Annotated in this window: 11 protein-coding genes and 2 pseudogenes; 5 read left to right on the forward strand and 8 right to left on the reverse strand. The window is 59.7% G+C overall.

The window, feature by feature from the left end; translation table 11 throughout:
- Positions 1–16 precede the first annotated feature (16 nt).
- Positions 17–469, forward strand: a complete 453-nt coding sequence (locus I6F38_RS33825) for a DUF3237 domain-containing protein (RefSeq protein ID WP_225163456.1) — start codon at positions 17–19, stop codon at positions 467–469.
- 55 nt (positions 470–524) lie between these two features.
- On the opposite strand, the pseudogene I6F38_RS33830 reads toward I6F38_RS33825, so the two are convergent.
- Together I6F38_RS33830 and I6F38_RS33835 are read right to left on the reverse strand one after the other, a co-directional pair.
- A pseudogene (locus tag I6F38_RS33830) lies at positions 525–954 on the reverse strand (MaoC/PaaZ C-terminal domain-containing protein).
- 15 nt (positions 955–969) lie between these two features.
- The gene (locus I6F38_RS33835) at positions 970–1,677 is read right to left on the reverse strand and encodes a L,D-transpeptidase (RefSeq protein WP_225163457.1); all 708 of its coding nucleotides are present in this window, start codon (positions 1,675–1,677) and stop codon (positions 970–972) included.
- Between the two features lie 328 nt (positions 1,678–2,005).
- Here I6F38_RS33835 and I6F38_RS33840 point away from each other — a divergent pair, with 328 nt between their 5' ends.
- The 3 genes and pseudogenes from I6F38_RS33840 (at position 2,006) to I6F38_RS33850 (ending at position 5,248) form a co-directional block, all read left to right on the forward strand.
- A complete protein-coding gene (locus tag I6F38_RS33840) occupies positions 2,006–2,446 on the forward strand; it encodes a hypothetical protein (protein ID WP_225163458.1) in 441 nt (146 codons plus the stop codon).
- Positions 2,443–3,791: pseudogene (locus tag I6F38_RS33845) on the forward strand (epoxide hydrolase family protein). The gene I6F38_RS33840 and the pseudogene I6F38_RS33845 overlap by 4 nt, the downstream one beginning before the upstream one ends.
- An 83-nt stretch (positions 3,792–3,874) precedes the next feature.
- A complete protein-coding gene (locus tag I6F38_RS33850; RefSeq protein ID WP_225163459.1) occupies positions 3,875–5,248 on the forward strand; it encodes an epoxide hydrolase in 1,374 nt (457 codons plus the stop codon).
- Between the two features lie 685 nt (positions 5,249–5,933).
- Here I6F38_RS33850 and I6F38_RS33855 read toward each other — a convergent pair.
- The 5 genes from I6F38_RS33855 to I6F38_RS33875 all read right to left on the reverse strand — a co-directional run bounded on the left by I6F38_RS33855 (position 5,934) and on the right by I6F38_RS33875 (position 11,252).
- On the reverse strand, positions 5,934–6,233 hold the full coding sequence (locus I6F38_RS33855; protein ID WP_225163460.1) for a hypothetical protein: 300 nt from the start codon (positions 6,231–6,233) through the stop codon (positions 5,934–5,936).
- A 349-nt stretch (positions 6,234–6,582) separates the two neighbouring features.
- Complete coding sequence (locus tag I6F38_RS33860) at positions 6,583–7,809, reverse strand: diaminopropionate ammonia-lyase (RefSeq protein WP_225163461.1); 1,227 nt, start codon at positions 7,807–7,809, stop codon at positions 6,583–6,585.
- Positions 7,810–7,818: 9 nt separating this feature from the next.
- Positions 7,819–9,405 carry a gamma-glutamyltransferase gene (ggt, locus tag I6F38_RS33865; RefSeq protein ID WP_225163462.1) on the reverse strand — a complete coding sequence of 529 codons (1,587 nt, stop codon included), beginning with the start codon at positions 9,403–9,405 and terminating at the stop codon, positions 7,819–7,821.
- A gap of 63 nt (positions 9,406–9,468) precedes the next feature.
- The gene (locus I6F38_RS33870; RefSeq protein ID WP_225163463.1) at positions 9,469–10,839 is read right to left on the reverse strand and encodes an MFS transporter; all 1,371 of its coding nucleotides are present in this window, start codon (positions 10,837–10,839) and stop codon (positions 9,469–9,471) included.
- A gap of 20 nt (positions 10,840–10,859) precedes the next feature.
- Positions 10,860–11,252 carry a RidA family protein gene (locus I6F38_RS33875; protein WP_249794389.1) on the reverse strand — a complete coding sequence of 131 codons (393 nt, stop codon included), beginning with the start codon at positions 11,250–11,252 and terminating at the stop codon, positions 10,860–10,862.
- Positions 11,253–11,422: 170 nt separating this feature from the next.
- Between I6F38_RS33875 and I6F38_RS33880 the strand changes: the two genes are divergently transcribed.
- Positions 11,423–11,896 carry an Lrp/AsnC family transcriptional regulator gene (locus I6F38_RS33880; protein WP_225163464.1) on the forward strand — a complete coding sequence of 158 codons (474 nt, stop codon included), beginning with the start codon at positions 11,423–11,425 and terminating at the stop codon, positions 11,894–11,896.
- Between the two features lie 969 nt (positions 11,897–12,865).
- On the opposite strand, the gene I6F38_RS33885 is transcribed toward I6F38_RS33880, so the two are convergent.
- A partial coding sequence (locus tag I6F38_RS33885; RefSeq protein WP_225163465.1) for an IS66 family transposase occupies positions 12,866–13,683 on the reverse strand: 818 nt, incomplete at its 5' end.

Genomic DNA, 13,683 nt, shown 5'->3' on the forward strand with positions numbered 1-13,683 from the left:
ACCAAAGGAGCGAACGATGACCGAGGTTCAGAAGACGCGCGCCGAGAAGACCTACGAGTGTGACTTCAATATCACCGGCATGACCGACTACGGCGTGACTCTGAATGCACTCCTAAGCGGCCAGCAAAAGGTGCCCTGTAGGGAGCACGAATTGATGTCGCTTTCGAGGGAGAGATCAAAGGCCGCATCACGGGCAAAGTACGTAGTGGCGTCGAATACCTCCATTTGCGTGCCGATGGACGCACTGACCTCGACGGCAGTTGAAACTGAAGACGGCCATCGCATCGCAATGCACATTGACGGCGTTGCAACGCCGCGATCGAATGAACCGATGACGGACCTCGTTGCCAATGTGCGTCTCACCACCGCGGCTCCGAAGTATGATTGGGTCAACAAGAAGCAGATCTGGGGTCTCGCCACTGTAAACCTGGAGACGGCGAAGATACACGACGAGTCTTTTATGCAGTGACGACCAAAGCTGACCTGCGCGGCTTTCGCATTCGAGGCACTTCTCGCGAACACCATCAGGTCTCCGGTCGGCGGGGAACGATCGTCATGGGCGTGAACTCGTAGACGGCTTGCCCATGCCGATTGTACATCGCCATTACATGACCACGGTGCCTTGGGTTTGGTCTTCGAGGGCGTCAGGTCTTTGACTTCGCCCTTCATGCGTACATCGCCCGGGCGGACCGGAGCCATCCAACGCACCTCATCGCCAAGACCGATGATCGGATGTTGACCGAACGGGCGCGCCTCAACGAGAAGCCGCATCGCAGTTCAGGCTGAATGCCACCCCGATGCTGTAAGACCCTAGAAAATCGTCTCGGCAGCAGTGGCTTCATCCAGATGCATCGGCTGCGGGTCAAATTCCGCCGCAAAGCGTTTGATGTCTGGCGCAGTGATCTGGGCCTCACCGGATGCGAGCGTCCATCTGTTGGCGCTGCGCCGTGCCAAGACGTGTCGGCAAGCCTATGCCGGCAGCACGATCACCTTCGTATTGACGGGCGTTCGCGCATATAGGTCGATCATGTCCTGACTGAGGAGGCCGGTACAGCCGCTCGTAATGCCGTTCCCAATCGTTTCGGGGTCGGTGGTGCTATAAATCGTGTAAAGCGTGTACACCCCATTTTGATAGAGGTAGAGCACGCGGGCACCCAGTGGATTGTCGAGACCTCCCGGCATGCCGCGAGCATATTTGCCCGCCTCCGGCTGGCGCGCGATCATCTCCTTAGGTGGCGTCCAGGTAGGCCATTCGGCTTTGCGCCCGACATAAGCCTCCCCGCTCCACCGGAATCCATCGCGGCCGACATTGGCTCCATAGCGGGTCGCGTTTCCCTCGCCCTCGATGCGGTAAACATAGTACTTGCTGGGATCGACGATAATCGTACCAGGCGCCTCGCTACTGTCATAGCGCACTGTCTTGCGAAAATATTTCGGATTGACCTTACCAACATCGACCGCAGGGATCGGGAATTTCTCGTTCGGCACAGGCCCGTAGAGTTTCTCCGCCTCGGCCAAGCTCATGTAGTCGGATGCGCAACCGGCCAGGCCCAGTGCGGCGAGACCAGCAGCGGAGCCGAACAGAAACGCCCGGCGGTTGAGAGGCCGCGACCGAAGCCCGGGCAGAGCGCCCTCACCCATCGCACCGGCGTCGGCAATTGCATGGTCCATGATCATGATTTCGGATTTTCCATTGTCCCGTTGCACGGCCGGACCAGACTTTGGCATACGGGATAGGGAGGGAGGAGAAAAAGTTCTTCGTCATTCGAGGTTGAACCTCCTAGACCAATAGATGGCCTTTTGGCTGTCGCCTGGGAGCAGGCAGCTGACGGCCATTTCTATCCATGTCGCGACCGGCGACTTCGAAGCAAAACCTGGGTTATGGTGCGCTCGGAGGGCGGTCGCATTTGCTGCGATTACAATGGGTTGTAGACATGGGTAAAGAAACTAAGTTCATTTCCCGCCTATAGGTGCCAAGGCCTTCCGAGGCCAGCTCTCGGCCAGTATGTATCTGGAGGACGCCGACTCAGCGCTGGCTCAGCGTCTGCTTCCCATCCTCGAGCGGCGCACGGGTCGCATCGTTGTCAACGCCTTCGCGCATCCCCAGGAGGTGTCTTATGCCTCGATCCACGGCGGCCCGTTCCCTGCGACTTCGGACAGCCGCTTCACCTCGATCGGCATGAGCGCGATCGATCGGTTCTTGCGACCCGTTTCCTACCAGGGTTTTCCGGACGCACTGCTGCCCATGGCGCTGCGCGAAACCAATCCGCTCGGCGTGCCTCGGCTCGTCGGCGGAAGTGAGGTCATTCGCCGCTCACCCGCTGCTCTGAATGACCATGGGGCAGTTGGACCGCGCCGCGAAGGAGCCCAGCGTTTGTTCGCTCAAGCATCGAAGCAATCCAACTTCCAAGGCGCAAGCCGGGAACCCCAGGAGAGAATGCAATGACCATGCTCATCAAAACGCCTTTGGCAGTCGCAGGCTCAGACGCCATCGACCAGGACAGACGCAAGTTCTTGACCACTGCTGCGGTGGGAATAGCCGCGGCCGGCGCCGTCAGCCTGTTTCCCGCGCATCCGGCGCCTGCCGCCACGGGTAATGCAATCCGCCCCTTCCGCATCAACTTCCCGGAAGAGGCGCTCGCTGATCTGCGCCGACGCATCGACGCGACAAACTGGCCTGAGCGGGAGACTGTCCCGGACCAGTCGCAAGGCGTGCAACTCGCGACGATGCGGGAACTGGCGCGCTATTGGGCTACCGACTACGACTGGCGGAAGGTCGAGGGGCGGCTCAACGCCTTGCCGCAGTTCATCACCGAGATCGATGGGCTGAACATTCATTTCATCCACGTTCGGTCGAAGCACGAGGGGGCGTTGCCGCTCGTCGTCACCCACGGATGGCCCGGCTCGATTATCGAGCAGATGAAGATCATCGATCCCTCGACCAACCCCACGGCATACGGCGCGAGAGCATCGGACGCGTTCCACTTGGTCATTGCGTCAATGCCGGGTTACGGCTTTTCGGGCAAACCGAGCAGTACCGGCTGGGGTCCCGAGCGCATGGGTAGAGCCTGGGCAGAACTGATGAAGCGCCTCGGCTACACCCACTACGTTCGCCCAGGGAGGCTTGGGGAGCGTTTGTCGTCGACCAGATGGGCTTACAGGCACCTGCGGGATTGCTTGCCATCCACACCAACATGCCCGCCACCGTTCCAGCCGACGTCGACAAGGCCCTCAAGGCCGGCAACCCACCGCCGTCCAGTCTCTCCGCAGAGGAACGACGCGCCTATGAACAGCTGGTCAGAACTTTCAAACAAGTCGACTACGCCAGGTTGATGGCGTCGCGGCCGCAGACCTTGTACGGCATCGCGGATTCACCCGTCGGCCTGGCCGCCTGACTTCTCGATCACAATGACGCTGACGGCCAGCCGGCCGCGGCAGTCGCTTCGGCTCTGAACCGGACCACGAGCGCCACAGGGGAACTGACGCGTGATGAGATTCTCGACAACATCACGCTTTATTGGCTGACGAAGACGGCGGTCTCTGCATCGCGTCTTTATTGGGAATACAAGGGTGGCTTTTTCAATGCGAAGGGCGTCTCTATTCCGGTGGCGGTGAGCGTCTTTCCTGGCGAGCAGTATCAGGCGCCGCGGAGCTGGACCGAGCAGGCCTACCCCAAGCTGATCTACTTCAACCGGGTCGACAAGGGCGGCCACTTCGCAGCGTGGGAACAGCCCGAGCTTTTTAGTGCAGAGTTGCGTGCGGCGTTCAAGCCTCTCCGCCATTCGACCTAAAAAACCGAACGCACACCGATGCGTGCCGCAAGGGAAGTAATCGCAGATTTGCCGACAGCATCTCGTTTGGAGGAGATCACCTGATGACCACATACGTGAAGACGCCAGCCGCAATCGCCGCCATCGAGCCGAACCAGAAGACCATCGATCATAACAGGCGCAGACTCCTCACCGGCGCGGCCTTGGGATTGGCTGCCGCAGGCTTCGCCAGCATCTTCCCAGTGCGCCCGGCACCGGCCGCGACCAATGACGCCGCCCGTCCGTTCCGCGTCGATATTCCAGAAGCCGACCTCGTCGATCTTCGCCGGCGCCTGGCGGCGACACGTTGGCCCGACAAGGAAACCGTCGCCGACGACTCTCAGGGTGTGCCGCTCGCGATGCTCCAGGACCTCGTGCGATACTGGCAAACCAACTACGACTGGCGGAAGGTCGAGGCCCGGCTGAATGCCTTGCCGCAATTCATCACCGAGATCGACGATGTCGACATCCACTTCATCCATGTCCGTTCGAAACATGAGAAAGCGTTGCCGATGATCGTCACCCACGGGTGGCCCGGCTCCGTCATCGAGCAGATGAAGATCATCGGCCCCCTGACCAATCCCACCGCGAGCGGCGCCAGCGCGGACGACGCCTTCCATCTGGTGATCCCCTCAATGCCCGGCTACGGATTCTCCGGCAAGCCGACTACGACGGGTTGGGATCCGCAGCGCATTGCGCGCGCCTGGATCGTGCTGATGAAGCGGCTCGGCTATGCCAAGTTCGTAGCGCAGGGCGGCGACTGGGGTTCGCCAGTCAGCAACGAAATGGCAAAGCTTGGTGCGGCGGAATTGCTCGGCATCCATGTCAACCTGCCTGCCGTGGTACCGCCGGAGATATTCAAGGCGGTCGCATCGGGCGAGCCCGCGCCAGCGAATCTGTCTGCGGAGGAGAAGCACGCCTTCGATCAGCTCAAGATCCAGTTCACGAAGCGGCGGGCCTACGCGCAGATCATGGGGACGCGCCCAGAAACGCTTGCAGCCCTGACTGATTCGCCGGCGGGTCTCGCAGCGTGGCTGCTCGACCACGGCGACGGCTATGCCCAGCCGGCCTCGGCAATGCAATCGGCAGTGCTCGGGCGCGCGGTCGACGGGCACTCCGCGGGAGCGCTGACGCGCGACGACGTACTAGACAACATCACACTGTATTGGCTGACTAACAGCGCGATTTCCTCGGCGCGGCTGTACTGGGAAAACAAGACCAATCTCTATCTGCCCGCCAACGTTGCGATCCCGGCCGCTGTGACGGCGTTTCCGGGCGAGAGCTTCGTGGCGCCACGGAGCTGGGCGGAGAAGGCCTACCACAAGCTGATCTATTTCCACCAGGCCGAGGCCGGCGGACACTTCGCGGCGTGGGAGCAGCCCGAGATCTTCAGCAGAGAGGTTCGCGCCGCGTTCCGGCCACTGCGCAGTTCGATCTAAAATTTCGGCGCGCGATGCAAAATATCTTTTTGTCAATGGCTTATGCCATTTGGTGCGCTCAGAGGGGCGCGGGCTTCCGACGATTGGAGCTCCGGTCCGAACCTGGCTCCAAGGAAACGTATCGCTGCCCGGCCTGCGATTACCCGCTCGAGACCTTCGATGGCTCAACACTGATCGCATATCGCCTTACGATCCAGCCGATGCGAGCACGCGAGTGGGGCTACTCAGCCTCGTAACAGAGTGACCCACCTTGCCCGCGCTGGTGGTCCAACACCCGCAGGCGAGGTGACAATTCCACCACCTGCATTGCAGTTTCATGACGGCAAGAGAGTGCGTCTGGGATAGCGCGACTGGGTGATGAACCTATCGGCGATTCCTGCTGCCCCTAGTTTCCAAGGATTTTGCACTTCCTCCTTGGGCTATAGCCAGCGCCGATCGCACGAATTCTAAGCGGGCAGCGTTGTGCTGTGAGGTGCCCGAATTTCCTTTCGCGATTGCGCGTGTCCTCACAAGGACAGCAGCGATTCTGTAAATAGGTGGCATAAGTCTCGTTCCCGTCACACGGCCGCAGCGAGGGCTCTCTCTTGCAGGTCCCTGGATCGCGCCATTAAGAGCAGCGCCCGCCCTTCCGCTGTCAGCACCATGGGAATGTCGGCTTTGCCTATGGCGCGCGGCCCATCGGCGATCAGCCCCTCTCTGAAGATGTGCCAGAGCGCCTTACTACCGGCAGGCCGGTGATGGCATAGGCCGGAACGTTTCGCACGACCTCAAGTAAAACGCGAACTCTCGCCCCCAAATCGAGTGGCTTCACCGAGCCCACTTCTCGCCCCGTAAACTTTAGTATCTCGATAGCGAAACGCTCTTCCGATAGACGTCGTTCGACGAAGCTGGTTTCGATGTCATTGAGTTTGGTGCGCAATAGTCCTCGGTAGCGCTCGATGTTTCGCTCGTGCGCCCGCAACAATGCAATCTTGCGTTCTTCCATCGCTAACTCTCTCCAATCTGCGGAGAAGCCGACCGGGTGCTAGATTTCTTAGGGAATGAGAACAGCTGGCATCGGCCTTGTCGGCAGAGGAACAAGCGCATTGGGATGTCCCCGCACCGTGGCCAGAACTGCAAGCAAAATTACGGCAGCCGCCAGAGGCCTCATCATGGGTTCCATCGGCAATGAAATTGAATGCAATAATGTCGGCAAATGTAGCACCGCAATTGCGATACTCTTGTGAACCCAATCACAAGGGCAAAGCCCTGTTAGTAGTACGACGCTCTAACTGTGAGCTTTCAGGAGTTTCCATTTGGTCTGAATCGTCATCCTTGCATTTTTGCCCGGAAGTTCAGCCCGGAACAACGCTTTCAGCTGATCGTCCAACGATGCTGCGGTAGACTGCCGCATCAGTGGCTCCCTCAGTACCGATGACGAGGACCACACTATTCTCGTCTAATTCAAGCAAACGTCGTGAGGCAGGATCATCGGCCGCAAGTAGCATAGCAGCCAGACCAGCTACGGCGGACTCGCCTGCCACGACCGGATTGTCGCCAAACCGGCCGTCTGCAAGGATCCGCATCGTTTCGACGGCGGACTCATCCTGAATTGAGATAAAGCCGTCTGCGCCCTCATCCAGCACCGACCAGGCCAGAACCGAGACTTCACCGCAGGCCAAGCCTGCCATGATCGTGTCAAGATCGCCAGGGTCGGCCGTCGGTCGCCCAGCCTCAGCGCTCAACAACAAACAGCGAGCCTTTTCCGGTTCGGCGACGAAGAACAGGGGCGCCGTCTCGCCAAAGCGCTCCCACAGATAGGAACAGATCGAGGCAGCAAGTCCGCCGACACCACCCTGGACAAAGACATGTGATGGAAGCTTCCCATCTGGAAGCTGATCAATGACTTCATCCATGATGACGCCATAGCCCTGCATGACGTCGCGCGGAATGTCCGTGTATCCTTCGTAGGAGGTGTCGGACACGACCTGCCAACCATTTCGCCCCGCATCATCCGCCGCCTGCCGCACGGCTTCGTCGTAGGTTCCCGACACCACCTTGACCTCTGCGCCATACGAGGCAATTGCCTCGCGGCGTCCCTGACTGACGCCGGCGTGTACATAGATGACACACCGACATCCGAACTTCCGCGCACCCCAGGCAACCGAGCGGCCGTGATTGCCATCTGTTGCGCAAGTCACCGTTATGTTCGAAGTAACTGCCCGGAGATTTCCTGCCGCCAACGCTGCGGTGCCGGGCCGATTTCCGGTCCGAGCCGCGACCACGCCTTGAAGGAAAGACGCTACCGCATATGCACCTCCAAGCGCCTTGAAGCTTCCGAGCCCAAACCGCGCCCCTTCGTCCTTGTAAAGAATTGAACGAACACCGGCCGCCGAGGCCAGACCATCGAGTCGGCGTAACTCTGTAGGCCGATATCCGGGCCAGGAGGCGATCTCCGCCCGCGCGCGAGCGAGGGCGTCAAGGCTGAGAATCCTGGCACGGCCCTTTTCCGCATACCGTTCTCGGCGTACCGGCTTCGGGTTCGGAAGTAGGTGGAAGCCTTCGCTAAGTATCTTCGTCATGTGTCTTTCTCAGTAACCGATAGCAATGCCGTCGCGACGGGAATCCGCCCCGCCTCGCAGCAGTCCGCGCTTCCTGTCGATCCAGATCGCCTGGGTGGTTCCCAGCGGATTCGGCGCTCGTGTGGGCTGATGGCCAAGTGCGCGCAAGCCGTCGACGATATCGCAAGGGACCGCACCTTCAACCTCGAAGACATCGCCCCGCGCAAACATACGGGGTAGATCGATGGCCTCCTGCACGGACATGCCGTAGTCGATAACGTTCGACAAAATCTGAACTTGTCCGATAGGCTGAAAGTGACCACCGGTCACCCCGAACGACAGGACCACCTCATCGTCGCGTGTGAGCATCGCGGGTAGGATCGTGTGCATGGGCCGCTTTCCGCCGGCGAGCGCGTTCGGATGACCGGGTTCAAGCACAAAGCCGGAGCCTCGATTGTGGAGCAGAACGCCAGACTTTGGCGCCACGATTCCGCTGCCGAAATCATCAAAAATCGAATTGATGAACGAGATAGCGGTCCTGTCGCGATCGACGACCGTCAGGAATACCGTATCCTTGTGCTCCGGAACCGGAAGCGGCGAAAGATCGGCCAATCGAGCGTCCAGCGAGATCCGGCGTGACAGCGCCATCGCCCTGGCGGGAGAGATCAGATGTTCCACGGGCACCCTACCTGTGTCGGGGTCGCAGACGAAAACGTCGCGTTCGGCATAGGCGAGACGGGCGATTTCCGCTTGCAGATGAAAGCGCTCTACGGACACTGGTGCAAAACGTGAAACATCGCATCGTTCGAGCAAACTGGCCATCGCGAGCGCGATGACGCCGGAGCCGTTCGGCGGGCACTCCCACAGATCGAAACCACGATAGCGCGTGGAGATCGGCGTCACGTAGCGCGGCTGAAACACCGCAAAATCGTCTCTGTTATGTAGCCCTCCCATGGATCGGAGGGTCGAGACGATATCCTCCGCAATCCAGCCCTCGTAGAAGGCGTCAGGCCCCTCATCAGAGATGTCCCGAAGCGATTGGCCAAGTTCACCTTGGACATGCAAGTCACCGGCTGCCGGAGCTACTCCGCCTGGAAGAAAGATCGAGGCCGCTGCTGCGTGACGGGATAGCTTCGCAACTTGCATGCTCCAATCGCGCGCCAGTCGCTCCGTGACCGGGTACCCGCCTTCGGCGGCCTCGATGGCAGGAGCAAGCAAGCGCCCCCAATCAAAGGTGCCATGATCCTCGACCAGACGGGCCCACGTCCGAACGGCGCCCGGAACGGTGACGGCGTGCGCGCTCTCGCGGTCTAGCTCTGTGATCCCGCCATCGATATGCCGCTCTGCGTTTTCAGCCGCAGGCGCGGCGCCGGACCCGTTAATCGCTATAATCGGCCGCCCTTCCCGCTTGAGAAGCACGAAGCAGTCGCCACCGATCCCGGTTTGCGTGGGCTCGATGACCGCCAACAATGCCGCGGCAGCGACCGCTGCGTCGACTGCGTTGCCGCCTGCCCGAAGCACCTCGATGGCCGCGAGGGTTGCCTGCGGATGCGACGTAGCCGCCATGCCGGAAAGGCCAAACGCCTCCGAGCGGCCCGGTCGTTCGAAATCTCTCATCGACAGTCCTCGCGAACCGGCAGACCTGCGCATTGACGAGACACCGCCAGAAACATCGGCATCCTACGAGGCCGAGCGCGTCGCAATGAGCTGGCGCTCCTCGGAGGACAACTCGGAGATCTGTTCGAGCGAAATTCCGCTAGTCTCTCGACCCAACAGAGCCATTGATACGGCCTGACAGACCAAAAGTATCCCGATTCCGCTGACCACACCTGAAATGCCGTACGCGTTGAAGAGCGAAACAATCAGGAATGGCGTAACGAGCGTCGTGAGACGTGCGATACCGATACAAATTGCGTTGCAACGGACACGCGCAGCCGTCGGAAACAACTCCGGAAGATAAACGGCCTGGATCGTCGCCAGCAGGAAATAGATGAGACTGAAGAGTACGAACCCGGTCACAACGGCACCGACCTGTGTCGTCACTTGGCCGAACGCGACAGAGAGCGCGGCCGCGACAATCGAGCCTGCAATTACGGCTGTACGGCGACCGATCCGATCGACGATTGTGAAGGCAATGAATGCACCGGCCGGCCCTCCCAGTGACATTAGCGCGGAGAGACCGAGAGATTGGTTGATCGGCATACCTTGTTTGAGCAGAAAGGATGGGATCCAGTTCACGAGTCCATATAGGGCTGCGAACATCACCACTTGCAGAATGGTGCCGAGAACAAGAGGACGAATGAGTTTCGCCTGCCATACGCCTTCAGTCCTCGAAACGCTGTTTGGTTCCGGATTCCCAAGCTCGCCACTCTGTGCGATCGCTTCGCGTTCGATGGCGGTCACGAGACGATCCGCCTCTTCGAACCTGCCTCGCGCTTCGAGCCAGCGCGGGGATTCAGGAAGCGATTTGCGGAGCCACAGGAGGCCCAAGGCGAGAATGCCGGGGATCAGAAACATGATCCTCCAGCCGAAGACGGGGATCAGCGCCCAGCTGATCATGGTCGACGCAAGCAAGCCGAAGCTCGACGTCATGGACAGAAGCGCCTGCCAACGACCACGGCGGGCCGGCGGTGTGAATTCAGAGAGGGTGCTGTAACCGACAGTCAGTTCGGCACCAAGTCCGATGCCGGCAATGAAGCGAAAGATGGTGAGGTACAGCATGTCCGGTGCAGCGGCACAGGCGAGCGTAGCCAGGCCGAAAACCGCAAGGTTGAACTGGAAGGTCAATCGGCGACCATATCTGTCGGCTATGATGCCTGATCCGATCGTGCCAATGAGCATCCCTGCAAACGTTGCTGACACGAACGTCGCATTCTGACCGAGATCCGAGAAGCCTATCGCGATCAATTGCCCGAGAACGGCTCCCGCGACGTAAATATCAAAGTTGTCGGTGAACAAGCCGCCACCAACCAGGCCGAAGAGCTTTCGGTGAAAGCCGGTGATCGGCAGCCGGTCCAACCGTGCTGCGGCCGTATATCTTGCGCTCGCCATCGCCTCCCCCCTATTTCTTTCTATTTCTTTGCAATGCAGTCAATTTCGACGAGCGCATCACGCACGAGGTCCGTCACACCGACGCAGGTGCGGACCGGGCGCTCCCCTTCGGGAAAGAAGCGGGCATAGACCGTATTCAGGCCCGCATAGTCACGCTTGAAGGAGGTCAGGAAGACCCTGACGCTCACGACGTTCCGCAACGTCATGCCCAGGCCCGCGAGGACGCGCGCCATGTTTTGAAGTGTGCGCTCCGTTTGCGCTTCGACGCCGTCGGGGAGCGACGCTTCCGGATCGTCGAGGTCGCGGCCGAACTGCCCGGTCAGGAAGACGAAGCCGTCGGCTTCGGCGGCATGGCTGCTCGGGGACATGGATTTCGGAAATCCGTCCAATACGTGCCTTTTGATCGAACTCATCTGCGGAAGCTCCCGGTGTTGCAACGATCCGTGACGTTCGGAATCAGGCTTGAAAACCCGCATATCTGGCGCGTGCGTTTCAATGCAGGCGAGAAATTACCTCGCCGTTCTTGCGAATTGGGCGCTAATTTGGTGTGCTTGTTGCAAAGATTTCTCGGGAGTCTCTCCGAATGGCCACGACGATCGATGCCGCCGACGCTCGCATCCTCCGCTTGCTTCAAAAGGACAATACTAGGCCTCACAGGGAGATTGCCGACAAGGTCGGACTTTCGATCGCGGCTGTCGCGAGACGTATTCAGAGATTACGCGAAGATAAAGTCATCTCCGCCGATGTGAGTATTGTCGATCAAGATCTTGTCGACCGTCCTCTGACGCTGATCGTGGAGGTCACAACAGAGAGCGAGCGGCTTGATCTGTTGGACAGCATGCGCAAGCGCTTCGCTGATTGCCCGCAAATTCAACAATGCTACTACATCACCGGAGAGATCGACTTCGTTCTCATTTTCAATGTTCGCGACATGGACGAGTACACAAATCTTACGCGCGAGCTGTTCTTCGAGGCAGGCAACGTAAAGAGCTTCCGGACCTTCGTATCGATGCGACGCATCAAGACCGGACGTGAGGTCATCATCCCAAGTGAATAATTCCAGTTCATCCATGTGGCGTTCGGTGGAGAAAGAACCACACGGCGGCCAACGATCTCGAACCTAGCGCGGCGGACGCAGGTGATACCCACAGTGAGTCCAAGCCGGCGCGCACTGATGTCGGCTGAACATCATGACTGCAGATTCGTAGAACATACGAGATCGATCGCGGGATAGATCAAAGCGGACATGATTTTAACTGTAGTACCGCTCGCATCGCCTTCCGAACCAAAAGTGCAGACCTTCAGCGGTGGACAAAGCCCTCATGAAGCTGGGCGTGCACGACGACTAGGGTATGAAATCGGAGGCAATCGTACATTGGCGTACCAAATCGCGAAAATGGCGGAGAGAGTGTCAGTCAATCCACATTGAAAGGTAAAGGATTTTCGACTTTCGTCGACTAAAACCCACCAATTCAGCTACGGGAAATGGAATTTCGTAAGCGCGAACACGTCCAGCTTGCGACCACAGCGCAAGGGACCGGCATATATCAGAAATGGATAGCGCTTCATCGGGACGGGTCAAAGCCAATTTCTCAGCTTGTCCTACCGGATCGCGCCAGACCTCTCGCTGTCACGCGATACCATTTCCAGAAGGGCCGGGCGTCGATGACGCCTGGAGAGTCAACCTATCCCATGTGCCAGGCACACCACTGCGATCGCCTCGACAATGCGCTGGTCGAGACTGGCGTAAGCGCCCAGATAGGTTTGTGCATGCGCCGATTGGGCGATCTCGCAGCTCGCCGACGCCGCTACGACGGTCGTCTGGCGGATAGCCCCAGCTCCTCCTGTTTGTCGCGAACGGATGGAGCTGGTTCTGCGGTCGGCCGCCCGTGCTCGGCGACGTGAGGCGCGGAGCCTACCGTGCTCGCCAGCTTGCGCCGCTCTGTTTTGCTTCGTCCGGCCCAGATAGCTCACCGTACGCATCCGGCCAGCACCCCGGGCAGTCGCGCCGGTCTGCCGCGGCGCCTCAGGCAGCAGCCGCATTGGGCTGTTGGGTCGCCTTCCAATTCCACGGGAGCAGGTCGGCGACTCTGTTGACGGGGTGATCAGGAAGCCTGGCCAGCACGTCAGCGAGCCAGGCTTGCGGATCAACGTCGTTCATCTTGCAGGTTTCGATCAGGGTATAGACAGCGGCGGCACGATTGGCGCCAGCATCTGAACCGGCGAAGGTCCAATTTCGTCTTCCGACAGCCACACCGCGTAACGCTCGTTCGGCAGCGTTGTTCGAGAGGCAGATGCGGCCATCGTCCAGGAAGCGGGTGAACGCCGCCCAGCGGTTGAGCAGGTAGTTGATCGCCTTTGCAGTATCGTTGCCTGATGAGAGCAAGGTTCGCTGCTGGCGCATCCAGATTTCGAGATCGGCGACGATCGACCTCGACTTATCACGACGTGCCGCAAGCCGCTGTTCCGGCGTTTTGCCGTTGATGGTGCGCTCGATCTCGAACAGGATATCGATGTGTCGCACGGCCTCGCTGGCAATCGGCGCCTCTCCAGATTTCGCCAGGTCGAAGAACTTTCTGCGGCCGTGGCTCCAACAGGCCGCTTCCAGGATCGGAGCCGGCTTCCTTTGGGCCTTGTAGAGCTGGTTATATCCATCGAAGGCATCGGCCTGCATGAGGCCCACATAGCCGGCAAGATGGCTTTGCGGATGTTCTCCAGCCCGGTTGCGTGAGTAGTAGAACAGGGCCGCCGGCGGATCCGTGCCGCCAAACGGCCGGTCATCGCGAACATAAGTCCAGATCCGACCGGTAACCGTCTTAAGCTTGGCCAGCACCGGCACCGTCG

The organism is Bradyrhizobium sp. BRP56 (genome assembly GCF_020194035.1).
Classification (GTDB): Bacteria; Pseudomonadota; Alphaproteobacteria; order Rhizobiales; family Xanthobacteraceae; genus Bradyrhizobium; species Bradyrhizobium australafricanum.

Bases quoted from the DNA above. Each gene is read 5' to 3' on its own strand.
- I6F38_RS33825 (WP_225163456.1), top strand. From the start codon at position 17: ATGACCGAGGTTCAGAAGACGCGCGCCGAGAAGACCTACGAGTGTGAC.
- I6F38_RS33835 (WP_225163457.1), bottom strand. From the start codon at position 1,677: ATGATCATGGACCATGCAATTGCCGACGCCGGTGCGATGGGTGAGGGC.
- I6F38_RS33840 (WP_225163458.1), top strand. From the start codon at position 2,006: ATGTATCTGGAGGACGCCGACTCAGCGCTGGCTCAGCGTCTGCTTCCC.
- I6F38_RS33850 (WP_225163459.1), top strand. From the start codon at position 3,875: ATGACCACATACGTGAAGACGCCAGCCGCAATCGCCGCCATCGAGCCG.
- I6F38_RS33855 (WP_225163460.1), bottom strand. From the start codon at position 6,233: ATGGAAGAACGCAAGATTGCATTGTTGCGGGCGCACGAGCGAAACATC.
- I6F38_RS33860 (WP_225163461.1), bottom strand. From the start codon at position 7,809: ATGACGAAGATACTTAGCGAAGGCTTCCACCTACTTCCGAACCCGAAG.
- ggt (WP_225163462.1), bottom strand. From the start codon at position 9,405: ATGAGAGATTTCGAACGACCGGGCCGCTCGGAGGCGTTTGGCCTTTCC.
- I6F38_RS33870 (WP_225163463.1), bottom strand. From the start codon at position 10,839: ATGGCGAGCGCAAGATATACGGCCGCAGCACGGTTGGACCGGCTGCCG.
- I6F38_RS33875 (WP_249794389.1), bottom strand. From the start codon at position 11,252: ATGAGTTCGATCAAAAGGCACGTATTGGACGGATTTCCGAAATCCATG.
- I6F38_RS33880 (WP_225163464.1), top strand. From the start codon at position 11,423: ATGGCCACGACGATCGATGCCGCCGACGCTCGCATCCTCCGCTTGCTT.